The sequence below is a fragment of the Streptomyces sp. NPDC107498 genome, assembly GCF_055582805.1.
Window position 1 is genome coordinate 131,453 of the sequence record NZ_JBVJPE010000017.1, and the last position, 13,851, is coordinate 145,303.

Below are 13,851 nucleotides of genomic sequence, written 5' to 3' on the forward strand. Positions count from 1 at the left end.
GGGGTGGGCGGGGTACCGGCCCGGCGGAGCGAACGCCCGTGACGGGAGTCAGGGCGGCGGTTCTCGGTGGGCGGGTTCCACCGAGGAGCCCGTCAGGTCCTCGACCGCCTCCTCCGCCGCCGCCCGCCCCTTCAGGTACGCCTCGCTCAACGGCGGCACCGGCGCCGCCGGCGACGCCGCCTGCTCCAGCTGTTCCCCCTCCGCCGCCCCCGGCGTCGCCCGCTCCAGGAACCGCAGCAGTTCCACCGGAATCGGCAGGACCAGCGTCGAGTTCTTCTCCGCGGACACCGCCATCACCGTCTGCAGCAGCCGCAGCTGCAGCGCCGCCGGCTGGTCGGACATCACGCCCGCCGCCTCCGCCAGCTTCTTCGAGGCCTGGAGTTCCGCGTCCGCGTTGATCACCCGCGCCCGACGTTCCCGGTCCGCCTCCGCCTGCCGGGCCATGGAGCGCTTCATCGTCTCGGGCAGGGAGACGTCCTTGATCTCGACGCGGTCGATGGCGACGCCCCACCCCATCGCCGGACTGTCGAGCATGAGTTCCAGGCCCTGGTTGAGCTTCTCCCGGTTGGACAGCAGGTCGTCGAGGTCGCTCTTGCCGATGATGGACCGGAGCGAGGTCTGCGCCATCTGGGAGACCGCGAACTTGTAGTCCTCGACCCGGACCAGCGCGTCGGCCGCGTCGACGACCTTGAAGTAGACGACCGCGTCGACCCGCACCGTCACGTTGTCCCGGGTGATGCCCTCCTGCGCGGGCACGGGCATGGTGACGATCTGCATGTTCACCTTGTGCAGGCGGTCGACGAGCGGAACGATCATCGTGAAGCCGGGGGAGCGGATGTCGTCGCGCAGCCGACCGAAGCGGAAGACGACGCCGCGCTCGTACTGCTTGACCACGCGCGCCGCCGCGCCCGCGTACACCGCGACCGCCGCACCCGCGCCGGCCACCGCCACCAGCAGCTCTTGGATCATCACGGCCCCCTGGATCGAGCCGAACAGTACACAAAGGGTATTCCCCTAGAGCCAGCTCGCGAACTCGAGAAGCAGTTCGGCGTCCTGCCGCCGCCCCGCCGTCAGCGCCCGCGTCCCCGACTCGACCGCGCGGAACAGGCTCCAGCCGCGCAGCCGCTCCCGGTCCAGGTCCAGGGAGTCCGCCAGCTTGTTGACCCGCCGCCGGGCCGCCGAGGCCCCCGAGGAGGCGGCCACCAGGTCCTCGACCCGGTCCCGTACGAGCCGGGCGAGGTCGTAGGCCCGCTCGCCCACCAGCGGCTCGGGGCCGACGGCCAGCCAGGGCGCCCGGTCACCGGCGAGGACCTTGCCCTGCCGGAAGTTCCCGTGCAGCAGCACCGTCTCCGCGTCGCCCCCGGCCAGCTCCTCGCGGGCCGCGAGCGCCGCCGCGGTCAGTTCCGCGGTCGCCGGGTCCGCGCGGTACGGCTCCATCACCGCCGCCTGCCGTGCCGTCCGCTCCGCCACCGTCTCGAAACCGTGCCCCGCCGACGGCTCGACCCAGAGCCTGCGCACGGTGCCGGCCGCCTCCAGGAGCGCCTTCGCCTCCGGCAGGGAGCGCAGCGAGACCTCGGGGTGGAGCCGTTCGAGGACGAGCGCGTCCTGTCCGGCCCCGTCGAGGAGCTGGACCGCGCCCCAGCCGTTCCAGTGCGCCAGCGCGTCCCGCTCCAGGTCCGGCCGGGTGAACGGCGGCGCGACCTTGAGCGCGGCGGGGGAGCCGTCGGAGCGCCGGACGAGCACGACCAGGCTGCTCCGTCCGCCGGGGGCCATCACCCGCTCGGCGTCCAGGGACGCCCGGGCGAGCGCCCGCTCGGCGAGCTCCGGCAGCTCCCCGAGCCACTCGGCCGCCTCGGCGTCCCCGTACGTCTCACCGAGCGTCCTGGCCAGTCGCTGCGGCGGTTCGAAACCCATGCGTACGTTGTTCCTTCGGTCGGGGCGGGCCTACACCCGCTCGGCGAGCCCAGGAAAGGTTACGTCGCTGCCGCGCCATCGGACGGCGCGCACGGCGGCCTCCCGGAGCGCGGCGGCCGCCTCTCCGCGCGCGTGGCCCCCGGTGGCCCGGACGAGGTCGGAGTACACCCCGGCCACCCGGTCCTCCAGGACCGCCGCGAGCCGCACCGCGCCGGCCGGGTCCGCGACCCGGAACGGCAGCTCGTACGCGGCCTCCGCCGCCACCGGCGTCCCGCCGAGGTCCCGCACGGCCCGGCGCAGCGCGTCCCGCCGCGCCCGGTGCGCCTCGTACGCGGCGGTGGCCTCGGCCCGCCGCCCGGTGCCGATCCGGCCGCCGACGACCCCGTACCCGTACACCGCGGCGTGCTCGGCGGCCAGCGCGGCCTGGGCCGCGTCGAGGGCGCTCATGCCGGTGCTCCTTCGGTCAGCAGGTAGGCGTGGGCGGCGCCGGCCGCCGCGACGGAGGCGAGCAGCCGGGCGTACTCGGGCGGAGCGGTGAGCAGCGCGGCCATGTGGCCGTCGGAGGCGGCGCGCTCGGCTGCGGCGAGCTCCCCGAGGGCGGCCCGGGGCTCGGCCGCCACCCGAACGGGTGCGGCGGGGGCCGTGGACTTCCCGGAGGCCGAAGCGGAGGCGGACGGGGAGACGGACGGCGGGGCGCCGTCGGCGGCGGGGGCTGCCGGGGAGGGGGCCGCGGGCGTCGTCGCCGCGACGGGTTCCACCGTCGTGCCGCCCTCGCCGAGGGCCTTCGCGTGGGCCGCCACCGCGCGCCGCAGCGGGGCCAGCCGGGGGGCCAGGGCGGGGTGGGCGGCGAGCGTCGCGTCGTAACGTCCCAGCAGGCCGCGCGCGGCGGTCACCGACCGCAGCCGCAGGGCCGCCTCGGCGCGCGCCACCCGTTCGGCCTCCAGCTCGGCGGCGCTCGGCCGCCGGGCCTGCCCGCCGGGGGAGGAGGTGCAGCCCGCGAGGGCGGCCGCGCCCGCCGTCGCGCCCGCCACGAGGAGCGCGCGTCTGCCCGTCGTCGTCACGCCTTCTCCCTCGGCTTCCGTCCGTCGTCGAAGATCGTCGAGATCACCGCAGGCGAGCGTACCCGCGGGCCCCGGGGCGATGGACGGCAACACCCTCCCGGACCGGATACCCTTTGGTCTGACACGCGACGAACCCACAACAGCACACGCGGCCGAGGAGTCACCCGGATGAGCACCACCCAGAGCGACAGGCTGCGCGGACTCGTGGAGCCGCTCGTCGCCGCGAAGGACCTGGATCTGGAAGAGATCGAGGTGTCCCGGGCCGGCCGCCGCGGACTGCTGCGGATCGTCGTCGACTCGGACGAGGGCGTGGAGCTGGACGTCTGCGCCGAGCTGAGCCGTGAGATCTCCGAGAAGCTCGACGAGACCGACGCGATGGGCGACGCCGAGTACGTCCTCGAGGTCAGCTCCCCCGGCGCCGAGCGCCCCCTCACCGAGCACCGCCACTACGTGCGCGCCACCGGCCGCCTGGTGAAGCTGACGCTCGCCGAGGGCGGGGACCTGGTCACGCGCGTCCTGGCCGTGGACGAGGAGGGCCTCGACACGGAGGTTCCGGGCGTGAAGGGGCGCAAGCCCACCGCCCGCCGGGTCGCTTTCGCCGACATCGTCAAGGCGCGTGTCGAGATCGAGTTCAACCGCAAGGACAAGAAGGAAGAGGAGGCGTAGCCGTGGACATCGACGTGAAGCTCCTGAAGGGCTTGGCACAGGAGAAGGAAATCTCCTTCGAGATGCTGGTCGAGGCGATCGAGTCGGCCCTCCTCATCGCGTACCACCGCACTCCCGACGCCCGCCGCCACGCGCGCGTGGAGCTGAACCGGGCCACCGGCCACGTGACGGTGTGGGCGAAGGAGGACCCCTCCGACCTGGAGGAGGGGCAGGAGCCCAAGGACTTCGACGACACCCCGTCGGACTTCGGCCGGATCGCGGCGAGCACCGCCCGCCAGGTCATCCAGCAGCGGCTGCGGGACGCCGAGAACGACGTGACCTTCGGCGAGTACGCGCGCCGCGAGGGCGACGTCGTCGCCGGTGTGGTGCAGCAGGGCAAGGACCCGAAGAACGTCCTCGTCAAGCTGGACGACAAACTGGAGGCCATCCTTCCGGTGCAGGAGCAGGTGCCGGGCGAGGAGTACACGCACGGTCTGCGACTGCGCACGTACGTCGTCCGGGTGGCGAAGGGCGTCCGCGGCCCGTCCGTCACGCTCTCGCGCACGCACCCCAACCTGGTGAAGAAGCTCTTCGCCCTGGAGGTGCCGGAGATCGCCGACGGCTCGGTCGAGATCGCGGCCATCGCCCGTGAGGCCGGTCACCGCACCAAGATCGCCGTCCGTTCCACCCGTTCGGGCCTGAACCCCAAGGGCGCCTGCATCGGCCCGATGGGCAGCCGCGTCCGCAACGTGATGGCGGAGCTGCTCGGCGAGAAGATCGACATCGTCGACTGGTCGGACGACCCGGCCGAGATGGTGGCGAACGCGCTCTCCCCGGCGCGGGTCTCCAAGGTCGAGGTCGTCGACCTCGCCGCCCGCTCCGCCCGGGTGACGGTGCCGGACTACCAGCTGTCGCTGGCCATCGGCAAGGAGGGCCAGAACGCCCGCCTCGCCGCGCGGCTCACCGGCTGGCGGATCGACATCCGTCCGGACACGGAGCCGGCCGAGCCGGGGGCCTGAGACCGTTTTTGGACAACGACTGTTCGATTCTTGCCCCGAACGGGTGGGGTCGGTGCGGGGAGGTAGACTTAGTAGTGTCTGGCCGGACGCATGCCCGCGCGTGCCCTGAGCGAACCTGTGTGGGATGCCGGGAGCGAGCGGCCAAGAGCGATCTGCTGCGGATCGTGGTGAACAAGGACGAGTGCGTTCCTGATCATCGCGGTACGCTGCCCGGCCGGGGTGCGTACCTGCACCCCGCCGTGGTCTGTCTCGACCTGGCGGTCCGCCGCCGAGCTTTCCCGAGGGCCCTCAAGGTCCAGGGACCGCTCGACACCGCGGCGCTCCGTCGTCACGTCGAGCAGGCGGCACCGCAATGAACAAGAAGTACGGCACGGAGAACCGTGCGGTCAGGTACCTCGCGAGTTGGAAGTAGGTCGAGATTGCGATGAGCACTCGATGAGTACGCGATGAGTACGCCCATGAAGTAGCGACGGTCCGGCGGTAACCGGACCTCACAAAGGAGCAAAGTGGCTAAGGTCCGGGTATACGAACTCGCCAAGGAGTTCGGCGTGGAGAGCAAGGTCGTCATGGCCAAGCTCCAAGAACTCGGTGAATTCGTCCGTTCGGCGTCCTCGACGATCGAGGCGCCGGTCGTGCGCAAGTTGACTGACGCTTTGCAGGGTCCCGGCGGCAACGCCGGCAAGACCGCTGCCAAGCCCGGCGCGCCCCGCAAGGCGACGCCGTCCCCCGCCGCGCCGAAGCCGGCGCCGGCCGCTGCCGCGCCGTCCCCGGCGCAGGCGGCCCGTCCCGCCGCCCCGAAGCCTGGCGCGCCCACCCCGGCGCCCAAGCCCGCGGCGGCCGAGAAGCCCGCGACGCCGGCCCCCGCCGGCCCGCGTCCCACCCCGGGTCCGAAGCCCGCGGCCGCGCCGAAGCCGGCGCCGGCCTCCCCGGCTCCGACGACCCCGGAGTTCACCGCGCCCCCGTCGGCTCCCGCCGCCGGTCAGCAGCGTCCCGCCGGCGCGACCCCGGGCCCCCGCCCGGCCGCCCGTCCGGGCCAGCAGGCGCCCCGCCCGCAGGGCCAGGGTGCTCCGCGCCCCGGCGGCCAGCAGGCCCCCCGTCCGGGCGGTGCCCGTCCGGCCGGTCCCCGTCCGGGCAACAACCCCTTCACCTCGGGCGGCTCCACCGGAATGGCGCGCCCGCAGTCGCCCCGTCCGGGTGGCGGCGCTCCCCGTCCCGGCGGCCCCGGTGCCGTTCCGGGCGCCCCGCGTCCGCAGGGCGGCCCCGGCGGCGCTCCGCGTCCGCAGGGTCAGGGCGGCGCCCGTCCCACCCCCGGTGGCATGCCCCGTCCGCAGGCTCCCCGTCCGGGCGGCGCGCCCGGCGGCAACCGTCCGAACCCGGGCATGATGCCGCAGCGTCCCGCTGCCGGCCCGCGTCCCGGCCCCGGCGGCCGTGGCCCCGGTGGCCCCGGCGGTCGTCCGGGCGGTCCCGGCGGTGGCGGCGGCGGTCGTCCCGGCTTCGCCGGTCGTCCGGCCGGTCCCGGCGGTGGCGGCGGCGGCTTCGCCGGTCGTCCCGGCGGTCCCGGTGGCGGCGGCGGTCGTCCGGGTGGTCCCGGCGGCGGTGGCGGCGGCTTCGGCGGTCGTCCCGGCGGCTTCGGCGGCCGTCCCGGCGGCCCGGGTGGCCGTGGTGGCACGCAGGGCGCCTTCGGTCGTCCCGGCGGTCCCGCGCGTCGCGGTCGCAAGTCGAAGCGTCAGAGGCGCCAGGAGTACGAGGCCATGCAGGCCCCGTCCGTGGGCGGCGTGATGCTGCCCCGCGGCAACGGCGACACCATTCGCCTGTCGCGCGGTGCGTCCCTCACCGACTTCGCCGAGAAGATCGGCGCCAACCCGGCGTCGCTCGTCGCGGTCATGATGAACCTCGGCGAGATGGTCACGGCGACGCAGTCCGTCTCCGACGACACGCTGCAGATGCTCGGCGACGAGATGAACTACCAGGTTCAGATCGTCAGCCCGGAGGAGGAGGACCGCGAGCTCCTCGAGTCCTTCGACATCGAGTTCGGCGAGGACGAGGGCGGCGAAGAGGCCCTGGTCTCCCGTCCGCCGGTCGTGACCGTCATGGGTCACGTCGACCACGGAAAGACCCGACTCCTCGACGCGATCCGCAAGACCAACGTGGTCGCGGGCGAGGCCGGTGGCATCACCCAGCACATCGGTGCCTACCAGGTCGGCACCGAGGTCAACGGCGAAGAGCGTCGCATCACCTTCATCGACACCCCGGGTCACGAGGCGTTCACCGCCATGCGTGCCCGTGGTGCGAAGTCGACCGACATCGCGATCCTCGTGGTCGCGGCCAACGACGGCGTCATGCCGCAGACGATCGAGGCGCTCAACCACGCCAAGGCCGCCGGCGTCCCGATCGTCGTCGCGGTCAACAAGATCGACGTCGAGGGTGCCGACCCGACCAAGGTCCGCGGTCAGCTGACCGAGTTCGGTCTGGTGGCCGAGGAGTACGGCGGCGACACGATGTTCGTCGACATCTCCGCCAAGCAGGGTCTGCACATCGACTCCCTGCTGGAGGCCGTCGTCCTCACCGCCGACGCCTCGCTCGACCTGCGGGCCAACCCGAACCAGGACGCGCAGGGCATCGCGATCGAGTCCCACCTCGACCGCGGTCGCGGCGCGGTCTCGACCGTCCTGGTCCAGCGCGGAACGCTGCGCATCGGCGACACCGTGGTGGTCGGCGACGCGTACGGCCGTGTCCGGGCGATGCTCGACGACAAGGGCAACAACGTCGAGGAGGCGACCCCGTCGACTCCCGTCCTCGTCCTGGGTCTCACCAACGTCCCGGGCGCCGGCGACAACCTCCTGGTCGTCGACGAGGACCGCACGGCCCGTCAGATCGCCGAGAAGCGCGCTGCGCGTGAGCGCAACGCCGCCTTCGCCAAGCGCGTCCGCCGGGTGTCCCTCGAGGACCTCGACAAGGTGCTCAAGGCCGGTCTCGTCCAGGAACTCAACCTCATCATCAAGGGCGACGCGTCCGGTGCGGTCGAGGCCCTCGAGGCCTCGCTGCTCCAGCTCGACGTCGGCGAAGAGGTCGACATCCGCGTCCTGCACCGCGGTGTGGGTGCGGTCACCGAGTCGGACATCGACCTGGCCATGGGCTCCGACGCCATCGTCATCGGCTACAACGTCCGTGCGGCCGGCCGTGCCGCGCAGATGGCGGAGCGCGAGGGCGTCGACGTCCGGTACTACTCGGTCATCTACCAGGCGATCGAGGAGATCGAGGCGGCCCTGAAGGGTCTCCTCAAGCCGGAGTACGAAGAGGTCGAGCTCGGTACGGCGGAGATCCGCGAGGTCTTCCGCTCGTCCAAGCTGGGCAACATCGCCGGTGTCCTCATCCGCTCCGGCGAGGTCAAGCGCAACACCAAGGCGCGCCTCGTCCGCGACGGCAAGGTCATCGCCGAGGACCTCACGATCCACGGTCTGCGCCGCTTCAAGGACGACGTCACCGAGATCCGCGAAGGCTTCGAGGGCGGTATCAACCTCGGAAACTTCAACGACATCAAGATCGACGACGTCATCGCGACGTACGAGATGCGCGAGAAGCCGCGCGCGTAACGCGTAGGGCTGCGTCCGGGGCCGGTCGGCGGAAGATATTTCCGTCGATCGGCCCCGGCCGTTCCGTGTACGGTTCTGATGTCCCTGCCGAGCGACGGCCCGGCAGGCCACCGAACCCGAACCGGCGGGACATCCGGCACCACATGTACGTGGGGACCCTGTCCTTCGACCTGCTCCTCGGCGACGTTCATTCGTTGAAGGAGAAACGCTCCGTCGTCCGGCCCATCGTCGCCGAGCTCCAGCGCAAGTTCTCCGTGAGCGCGGCAGAGGTGGGCGACCAGGACCTCCATCGCAGGGCCCGGCTGGGCGTCGCGCTGGTGTCCGGGGACCCGGGGTTCGTATCGGACGTGCTCGACCGCTGTGAGCGGCTCGTCGCCGCACGGCCGGAGGTGGAACTCCTTTCGGTGCGCCGAAGGCTCCACACTGATGAAGACTGATTTGAGCAAGGCAAAGAAGGAGAAGGACCAGTGGCCGACAACGCGCGGGCGAAGAAGCTGGCGGACCTCATCCGGGAGGTGGTCGCCGAGAAGCTGCAGCGCGGCATCAAGGACCCCCGCCTGGGTACGCACGTGACCATCACGGACACCCGCGTCACCGGTGACCTTCGGGAGGCCACGGTCTTCTACACGGTCTACGGCGACGACGAGGACCGCGCGAGCGCCGCGGCCGGCCTGGAGAGCGCCAAGGGCATCCTCCGTTCGGCCGTGGGCCGGGCGGCGGGGACCAAGTTCACCCCGACCCTGACCTTCGTGGCCGACGCCCTCCCGGAGAACGCGCGGACGATCGAGGACCTCCTCGACAAGGCGCGGGCCTCGGACGCCCAGGTGCGTCAGGCCTCCTCGGGCGCGACCTTCGCGGGCGAGGCCGACCCCTACAAGAAGCCGGGCGAGGACGAAGCCGCCGAATGAGCACCTCGGGAAAGACGCCCGACGGGCTTGTCATCGTCGACAAGCCGTCGGGCTTCACTTCGCACGACGTCGTGGCCAAGATGCGCGGGATCGCCAAGACCCGGCGCGTCGGCCACGCCGGCACGCTCGACCCCATGGCCACGGGCGTCCTCGTCCTCGGCGTGGAGCGGGCGACCAAGCTCCTCGGTCACCTCGCGCTGACCGAGAAGGAGTACCTGGGCACCATCCGCCTGGGCCAGACGACGATCACCGACGACGCCGAGGGCGAGATCACGGCGTCGGTCGACGCTTCGAAGGTCACCCGGGAGCAGATCGACGCGGGCGTCGCCGAGCTGACCGGCGCCATCATGCAGGTGCCGTCGAAGGTCTCCGCGATCAAGATCGACGGCAAGCGGTCGTACGCGCGCGTGCGCGGCGGCGAGGAGTTCGAGATCCCGGCCCGTCCGGTCACCGTCTCCTCCTTCCGGGTGTACGACGTGCGGGACGACACCGCCGAGGACGGCACGCCCGTCATCGACCTGGTCGTCTCGGTGGTCTGCTCCTCCGGTACGTACATCCGGGCGCTCGCCCGGGACCTCGGCGCCGGGCTCGGCGTCGGCGGCCACCTGACCGCGCTGCGGCGCACCCGGGTCGGCCCGTACAAGCTGGACTCGGCCCGGACCCTGGACCAGCTCCAGGAGGAGCTGACGGTCATGCCGGTCGCCGACGCGGCCGCGGCCGCCTTCCCGCGCTGGGAGGTCGACGAGAAGCGGGCCGGGCTGCTGCTCAACGGCGTCCGCCTGGAGATGCCGGAGTACCCGAAGGGTCCCGTCGCGGTCTTCGGGCCCCGGGGGAAGCTGCTCGCGCTCGTCGAGGAGCAGCGCGGCAAGGCCAAGAGCCTCGCCGTCTTCGGCTGAGTCGACCGAGCCGACGGATCTCGGCACGGGGCGGGCACGCGCGCGTGCCCGCCCCGTGCCTTTCCCCCCTCGTTTCCCCCGGGGAGTGTCTGTCCCGCGGAGCCGCCGAAATTCACCCCATCGGGGAGGCGCTCGATGCGAACGGGGGAGCGTCGGGGGGCGCGTTTCCCGACGAGCGCCTTCGGACGATCACCGGCCGCCTACCGTCGACACCATGGGACGCGGGGACGGGGCGACGCTGGTACGGATCTGCGATCCGGCGGGCCGGCCACGCGGCACGGGTTTCCTCGCCGACCACCACGGGACGGTCGTCACCAGCCACGAAGCCGTCGATGGACTCAGCCGCGTCGTCCTGCACGCCCCCGGCGACCGGACCTGCCTCGCCGGGGCCGAGGCCGTCACCCCCCTGCCCGAGAGCGGCCTCGCGCTCGTACGGACCGAAGGGCTCGGCGGCCGCCCGCTGCCGCTCGCGACCCGGCCCGAGATCGAACCCGGCACCTACGTGCGGATCGCCGCCCAGGGCTGGCGCGAGGCCCGCGTCCTCGGCCCCGCCGCCGTCACGTACACCGCCGTCGACCGCTTCCACGCCCTCGCCGACGCCCTCGAACTCGCCATCGGCACCGAGGGCGCCGAGGCGCTCCGCCGCGGCGGACAGGCCGCCGGCGGCCCCGTCCTCGACACCGTCACCGGCACCGTCCTCGCCGTCCTCGGCACCGCCTTGCACGGCGACCGCCGGGCCGCCGGATACGCGGTGCCGCTCCGGCCCGCCGGCCCCCTCACCGCGCTGCTCCGGCGCAACGCGGCCACCGTCCCCGCCTACGGACCCGACCTCAACCTCGCCGCGATCCTGGAACTCACCGCCACCTCCACCGGGCCCGCGCGGGACCCCGACCCCTGGCCCGAACCCGTCGAACGGCCCCACTGCGTCCGCGAGTTCGCCCGCTTCACGGCCGGCGACGTCCCCGTCCTCGCCCTCGTCGGCGCCCCCGGCACCGGCCGCACCACCGCCCTCGCCGCACTCTGCGCCCGGCGTGCCCGGGGCGTCGCACCCGCCCCCACCGTCCGACTGCGCGGGGCCGACCTGCGCGCCGAGGACCGCTCGCTCGCCGACGCCGTCGACCGCGCCCTCCACCGGGCCGGCCGGATCGTCGCCGCCTCCGGGGCGTCCGGCGACACCACGACCGCCACCCCGGAGCGGGCCGCCGCCCTCGCCCGGGACGCGGGCCGCCCGCTCCTCGTCGTCCTCGACGGCCCCGAGGAGATGCCCCCGCTCCTCGCCCACCGGCTCGCCGACTGGACGACGGCCACGGAACGCTGGCTCCGCACCCACGGGGCCCATCTGATCACCGCCTGCCGCCCGGAACACTGGGAACAGGCGGGCACGCTGTACACCCCGGGCGCCCTGCACCGACCGGCGGCGGAGTCGGGCGGACGGCACCGGTTCGCGGCGGAGCCGGGCGGACGGCCGTCCGGTCCGGGACCGGCCGCGCTCGCGACTCCGGCCGCGAGCGGCGGTGGCACGCCCCCGGCGGTGTTCCTCGGGCCGTACTCCGAGACGGAGGCCCGCGCCGTACGGGAGGGGTACGGGATCGGGGAGGCGGACCTCGCCGCGGCGGACGCCCGGCACCCGCTCGCCCTGCGGCTGCTCGCCGAGGTGCGGGCGGCGCTGCCGGGGGAGGTGCCGGGGCGGCCCGGGCGCGAGGAGATCTTCACCGCCCACCTGGACCTGGTGTGCCTGCGGGCCGCCGTCCGGATCGCCGCGGGCTCCCGGCCGCTCGTCCGCGGGACGGCCGTCCGCAGGCTCGCCGCGCGCGTGACCGGCCGGGTGCACGAGGCGGCCCGACGGTGCCTCGGGCCCGGTCACGGCGTCCTGGACCGGGCCTCCTTCGAGGAGCTGTTCCCCTGGCGGGAGGGCTGGGCCCCGGCCGTCCTCACCGAGGGACTGCTCGTCCCCGCGGGCTCCGGTTACCGCTTCGCCCACGAAGAACTCGCCGACTGGATCCAGGCCGCCCACCTGGACCTGGACGCGGCCCTGCACGCCCTGGTCCACCGTCACCACGAGAAGCCGGCCGGAAAGCCGGGCCGCACGCCCGGGGCGGGCGGCCCGTCCGACGGGACCGGCCCCCTCGTCGGGGCCCCGCCGCCGGGCGTCGAGACGGACGCGGGCGGGGTCCTGCCCGTTCCCCGGCACCGGATCGGGCCCGTCCTCCAGGCGTTGCTGCTGCTGGACCGGGAACGGGGGCCCGCCGGGCTCGGGCCACGGCTCGCCGCGCTCGCCGAGGCGCTCGGACGGTTCGCCCGGGAGGGGGAGACCGGGGGCGGCGAGAGCCGGGACGGGGAGACCGGGGACGGGGCCTGGTGGGCCGCGCGGCTCCTCGGGGAGGGCGTGCGGCGCCTGCCGGACCCGCGTCCGTACCTGCCCGTCCTGCGGCTGCTCGCCGACCTGATCGGGGCCCGCCCGGACCGGCACCCGGTCTTCGCCCCCTTCGGGACGGCCTTCTGGCTGGACCTGCCGCTCGGCGAGGACGAGCGGATCGACCTGCTGCGCCGGCTCGCCCCCTCCGACCCGCCCGCCGGGGACCGGAGCCTCGACGCCGTCGCCGCGATGCTGGCCGCCGATCCCCGGGGCGTCCAGCCGCTCCTCTGCCGCTGGTTCGGCGACGACCGCCCCGCCGTCGCCACCGCCGCCCGAACCCTCCTGCACGCCCACCGCGGGCTCGCCGTCGACGACCTCTGCGAGGCGCTCGTCGCCACCGCCCACCCCCACGCCGACGGCCTCCTCGCCGCCCTCGCCGAGGACGAGCCCTCCGCGCTCTGCCGGGCCGTCGACCGTTGGGCCCACGACGACGGGCGCCCGGAACGGCGCGTCGCGGCCGCCGCGTACGGACACCTGGTCGCCGGGCACGTCACCACCTCCGCCGACCGCGAGCTCCTCCGCTACGCCGCCCTCGCCCTGCTCGCCCGCCCCGGCGACCGGACCCTGCACGGCGCCGCCCTCGGCCTCCTCGTCCGCGACCCGCACAGCCGCTCCCGCCACCTGCCCCGTGCCCTCGCCGAGCCCCGGGTGCCCGCGGACGCCCTCGCCGAGGCCCTCGCGACCCACCCCGAAGAGGTCCTCGCCGCCTTCCGGACCAGGCTGCAGGGCACCGGCGAGACACCGGCCGCCGCCCTGCGGGCCCTCGCGGAGATCGACACGCCCGCCCTCGCCCGCCGGATCGCCGCCCTCGTCCGCGACTACGCCGCCCGCCACCCCGACGGCGCCCCCCTCGTCGCCGCCTTCGTCGACCGCCGCCTCGAGGACGGCCCGGTGGCCAGGGCGGTCCTCTTCCCGCTGGTCACGGGCCTCGTCCGGGGCCGCCCCGCGTCGCTCCGGCGCGCCCTCGCCCCCGTCCTCGCCGCCCCCGGCACCGGGGCCTCCCGCCATCTGCGGACCGAACTGCTCGACGTACTCCTGGAGCACGAGCGGTACGAGGCCGAGATCGGGGAGCTCGCCGTCCTGGAGGCGCTCCTGCGGGCCGCCGCGGAGGGTGCGGAGCTGCGCACCGTCCCGCGCACCCGGGCGCTCGCCCACCGGGTCGGCGCGCTGTGCGTCCGTACCCCCGAAGGCGCCCGGCGGCTCGACCGGGCCCTGGCCGGAGCCGTCCGCGACCTGCCCGTCTTCGCCGCGCTCCTCGCCGCCTGGACGGTCGACGCCCCCGCCGACTGGGCCCCGCTGCTCGGCCCGGAGACCGTCCGGGCGCTGCGGAGCCCCGGCACTGCCATGCCGATGCGTACCGACGGCCGTGGACATGGCAGTCTTAGACCTGCGTAAAGGC

General features: G+C 74.4%; 12 protein-coding genes. 8 read left to right on the plus strand and 4 right to left on the minus strand.

Going from position 1 to position 13,851, the window contains the following annotated elements; translation table 11 throughout:
• Positions 1-48: 48 nt before the first annotated feature.
• The 4 genes from ACZ66Z_RS26975 to ACZ66Z_RS26990 are packed head-to-tail and all read right to left on the minus strand — an operon-like array spanning position 49 to position 2,975.
• The gene (locus tag ACZ66Z_RS26975; protein ID WP_469937945.1) at positions 49-969 is read right to left on the minus strand and encodes a slipin family protein; all 921 of its coding nucleotides are present in this window, start codon (positions 967-969) and stop codon (positions 49-51) included.
• A 45-nt stretch (positions 970-1,014) separates the two neighbouring features.
• Complete coding sequence (locus ACZ66Z_RS26980) at positions 1,015-1,914, minus strand: aminoglycoside phosphotransferase family protein (protein WP_469937946.1); 900 nt, start codon at positions 1,912-1,914, stop codon at positions 1,015-1,017.
• 30 nt (positions 1,915-1,944) lie between these two features.
• On the minus strand, positions 1,945-2,361 hold the full coding sequence (locus ACZ66Z_RS26985) for a ferritin-like domain-containing protein (RefSeq protein WP_469937947.1): 417 nt from the start codon (positions 2,359-2,361) through the stop codon (positions 1,945-1,947).
• Positions 2,358-2,975 (minus strand): hypothetical protein, encoded by a 618-nt coding sequence (locus ACZ66Z_RS26990; protein WP_469937948.1) that lies wholly within the window; start codon positions 2,973-2,975, stop codon positions 2,358-2,360. Before ACZ66Z_RS26990 ends, ACZ66Z_RS26985 begins: the two co-directional genes overlap by 4 nt.
• A 168-nt stretch (positions 2,976-3,143) precedes the next feature.
• On the opposite strand from ACZ66Z_RS26990, the gene rimP reads away from it, so the two are divergent.
• From rimP to ACZ66Z_RS27030, 8 genes are all read left to right on the plus strand, one after another.
• A complete protein-coding gene (rimP, locus tag ACZ66Z_RS26995) occupies positions 3,144-3,641 on the plus strand; it encodes a ribosome maturation factor RimP (RefSeq protein ID WP_469937949.1) in 498 nt (165 codons plus the stop codon).
• Between the two features lie 2 nt (positions 3,642-3,643).
• Complete coding sequence (gene nusA / locus ACZ66Z_RS27000) at positions 3,644-4,639, plus strand: transcription termination factor NusA (protein ID WP_467116756.1); 996 nt, start codon at positions 3,644-3,646, stop codon at positions 4,637-4,639.
• Positions 4,640-4,713: 74 nt separating this feature from the next.
• On the plus strand, positions 4,714-4,995 hold the full coding sequence (locus ACZ66Z_RS27005; protein ID WP_469937950.1) for a YlxR family protein: 282 nt from the start codon (positions 4,714-4,716) through the stop codon (positions 4,993-4,995).
• 150 nt (positions 4,996-5,145) lie between these two features.
• Positions 5,146-8,232, plus strand: a complete 3,087-nt coding sequence (gene infB, locus ACZ66Z_RS27010; RefSeq protein ID WP_469937951.1) for a translation initiation factor IF-2 — start codon at positions 5,146-5,148, stop codon at positions 8,230-8,232.
• Between the two features lie 143 nt (positions 8,233-8,375).
• Positions 8,376-8,669 (plus strand): DUF503 domain-containing protein, encoded by a 294-nt coding sequence (locus tag ACZ66Z_RS27015; RefSeq protein ID WP_019889861.1) that lies wholly within the window; start codon positions 8,376-8,378, stop codon positions 8,667-8,669.
• Positions 8,670-8,699: 30 nt separating this feature from the next.
• Positions 8,700-9,140, plus strand: a complete 441-nt coding sequence (gene rbfA, locus ACZ66Z_RS27020; RefSeq protein WP_469937952.1) for a 30S ribosome-binding factor RbfA — start codon at positions 8,700-8,702, stop codon at positions 9,138-9,140.
• Positions 9,137-10,036, plus strand: coding sequence for a tRNA pseudouridine(55) synthase TruB (truB, locus tag ACZ66Z_RS27025; protein WP_469937953.1), 900 nt, complete (start codon positions 9,137-9,139; stop codon positions 10,034-10,036). The genes rbfA and truB overlap by 4 nt, the downstream gene beginning before the upstream one ends.
• 214 nt (positions 10,037-10,250) lie before the next feature.
• Positions 10,251-13,847 (plus strand): serine protease, encoded by a 3,597-nt coding sequence (locus ACZ66Z_RS27030; RefSeq protein WP_469937954.1) that lies wholly within the window; start codon positions 10,251-10,253, stop codon positions 13,845-13,847.
• Positions 13,848-13,851 lie beyond the last annotated feature (4 nt).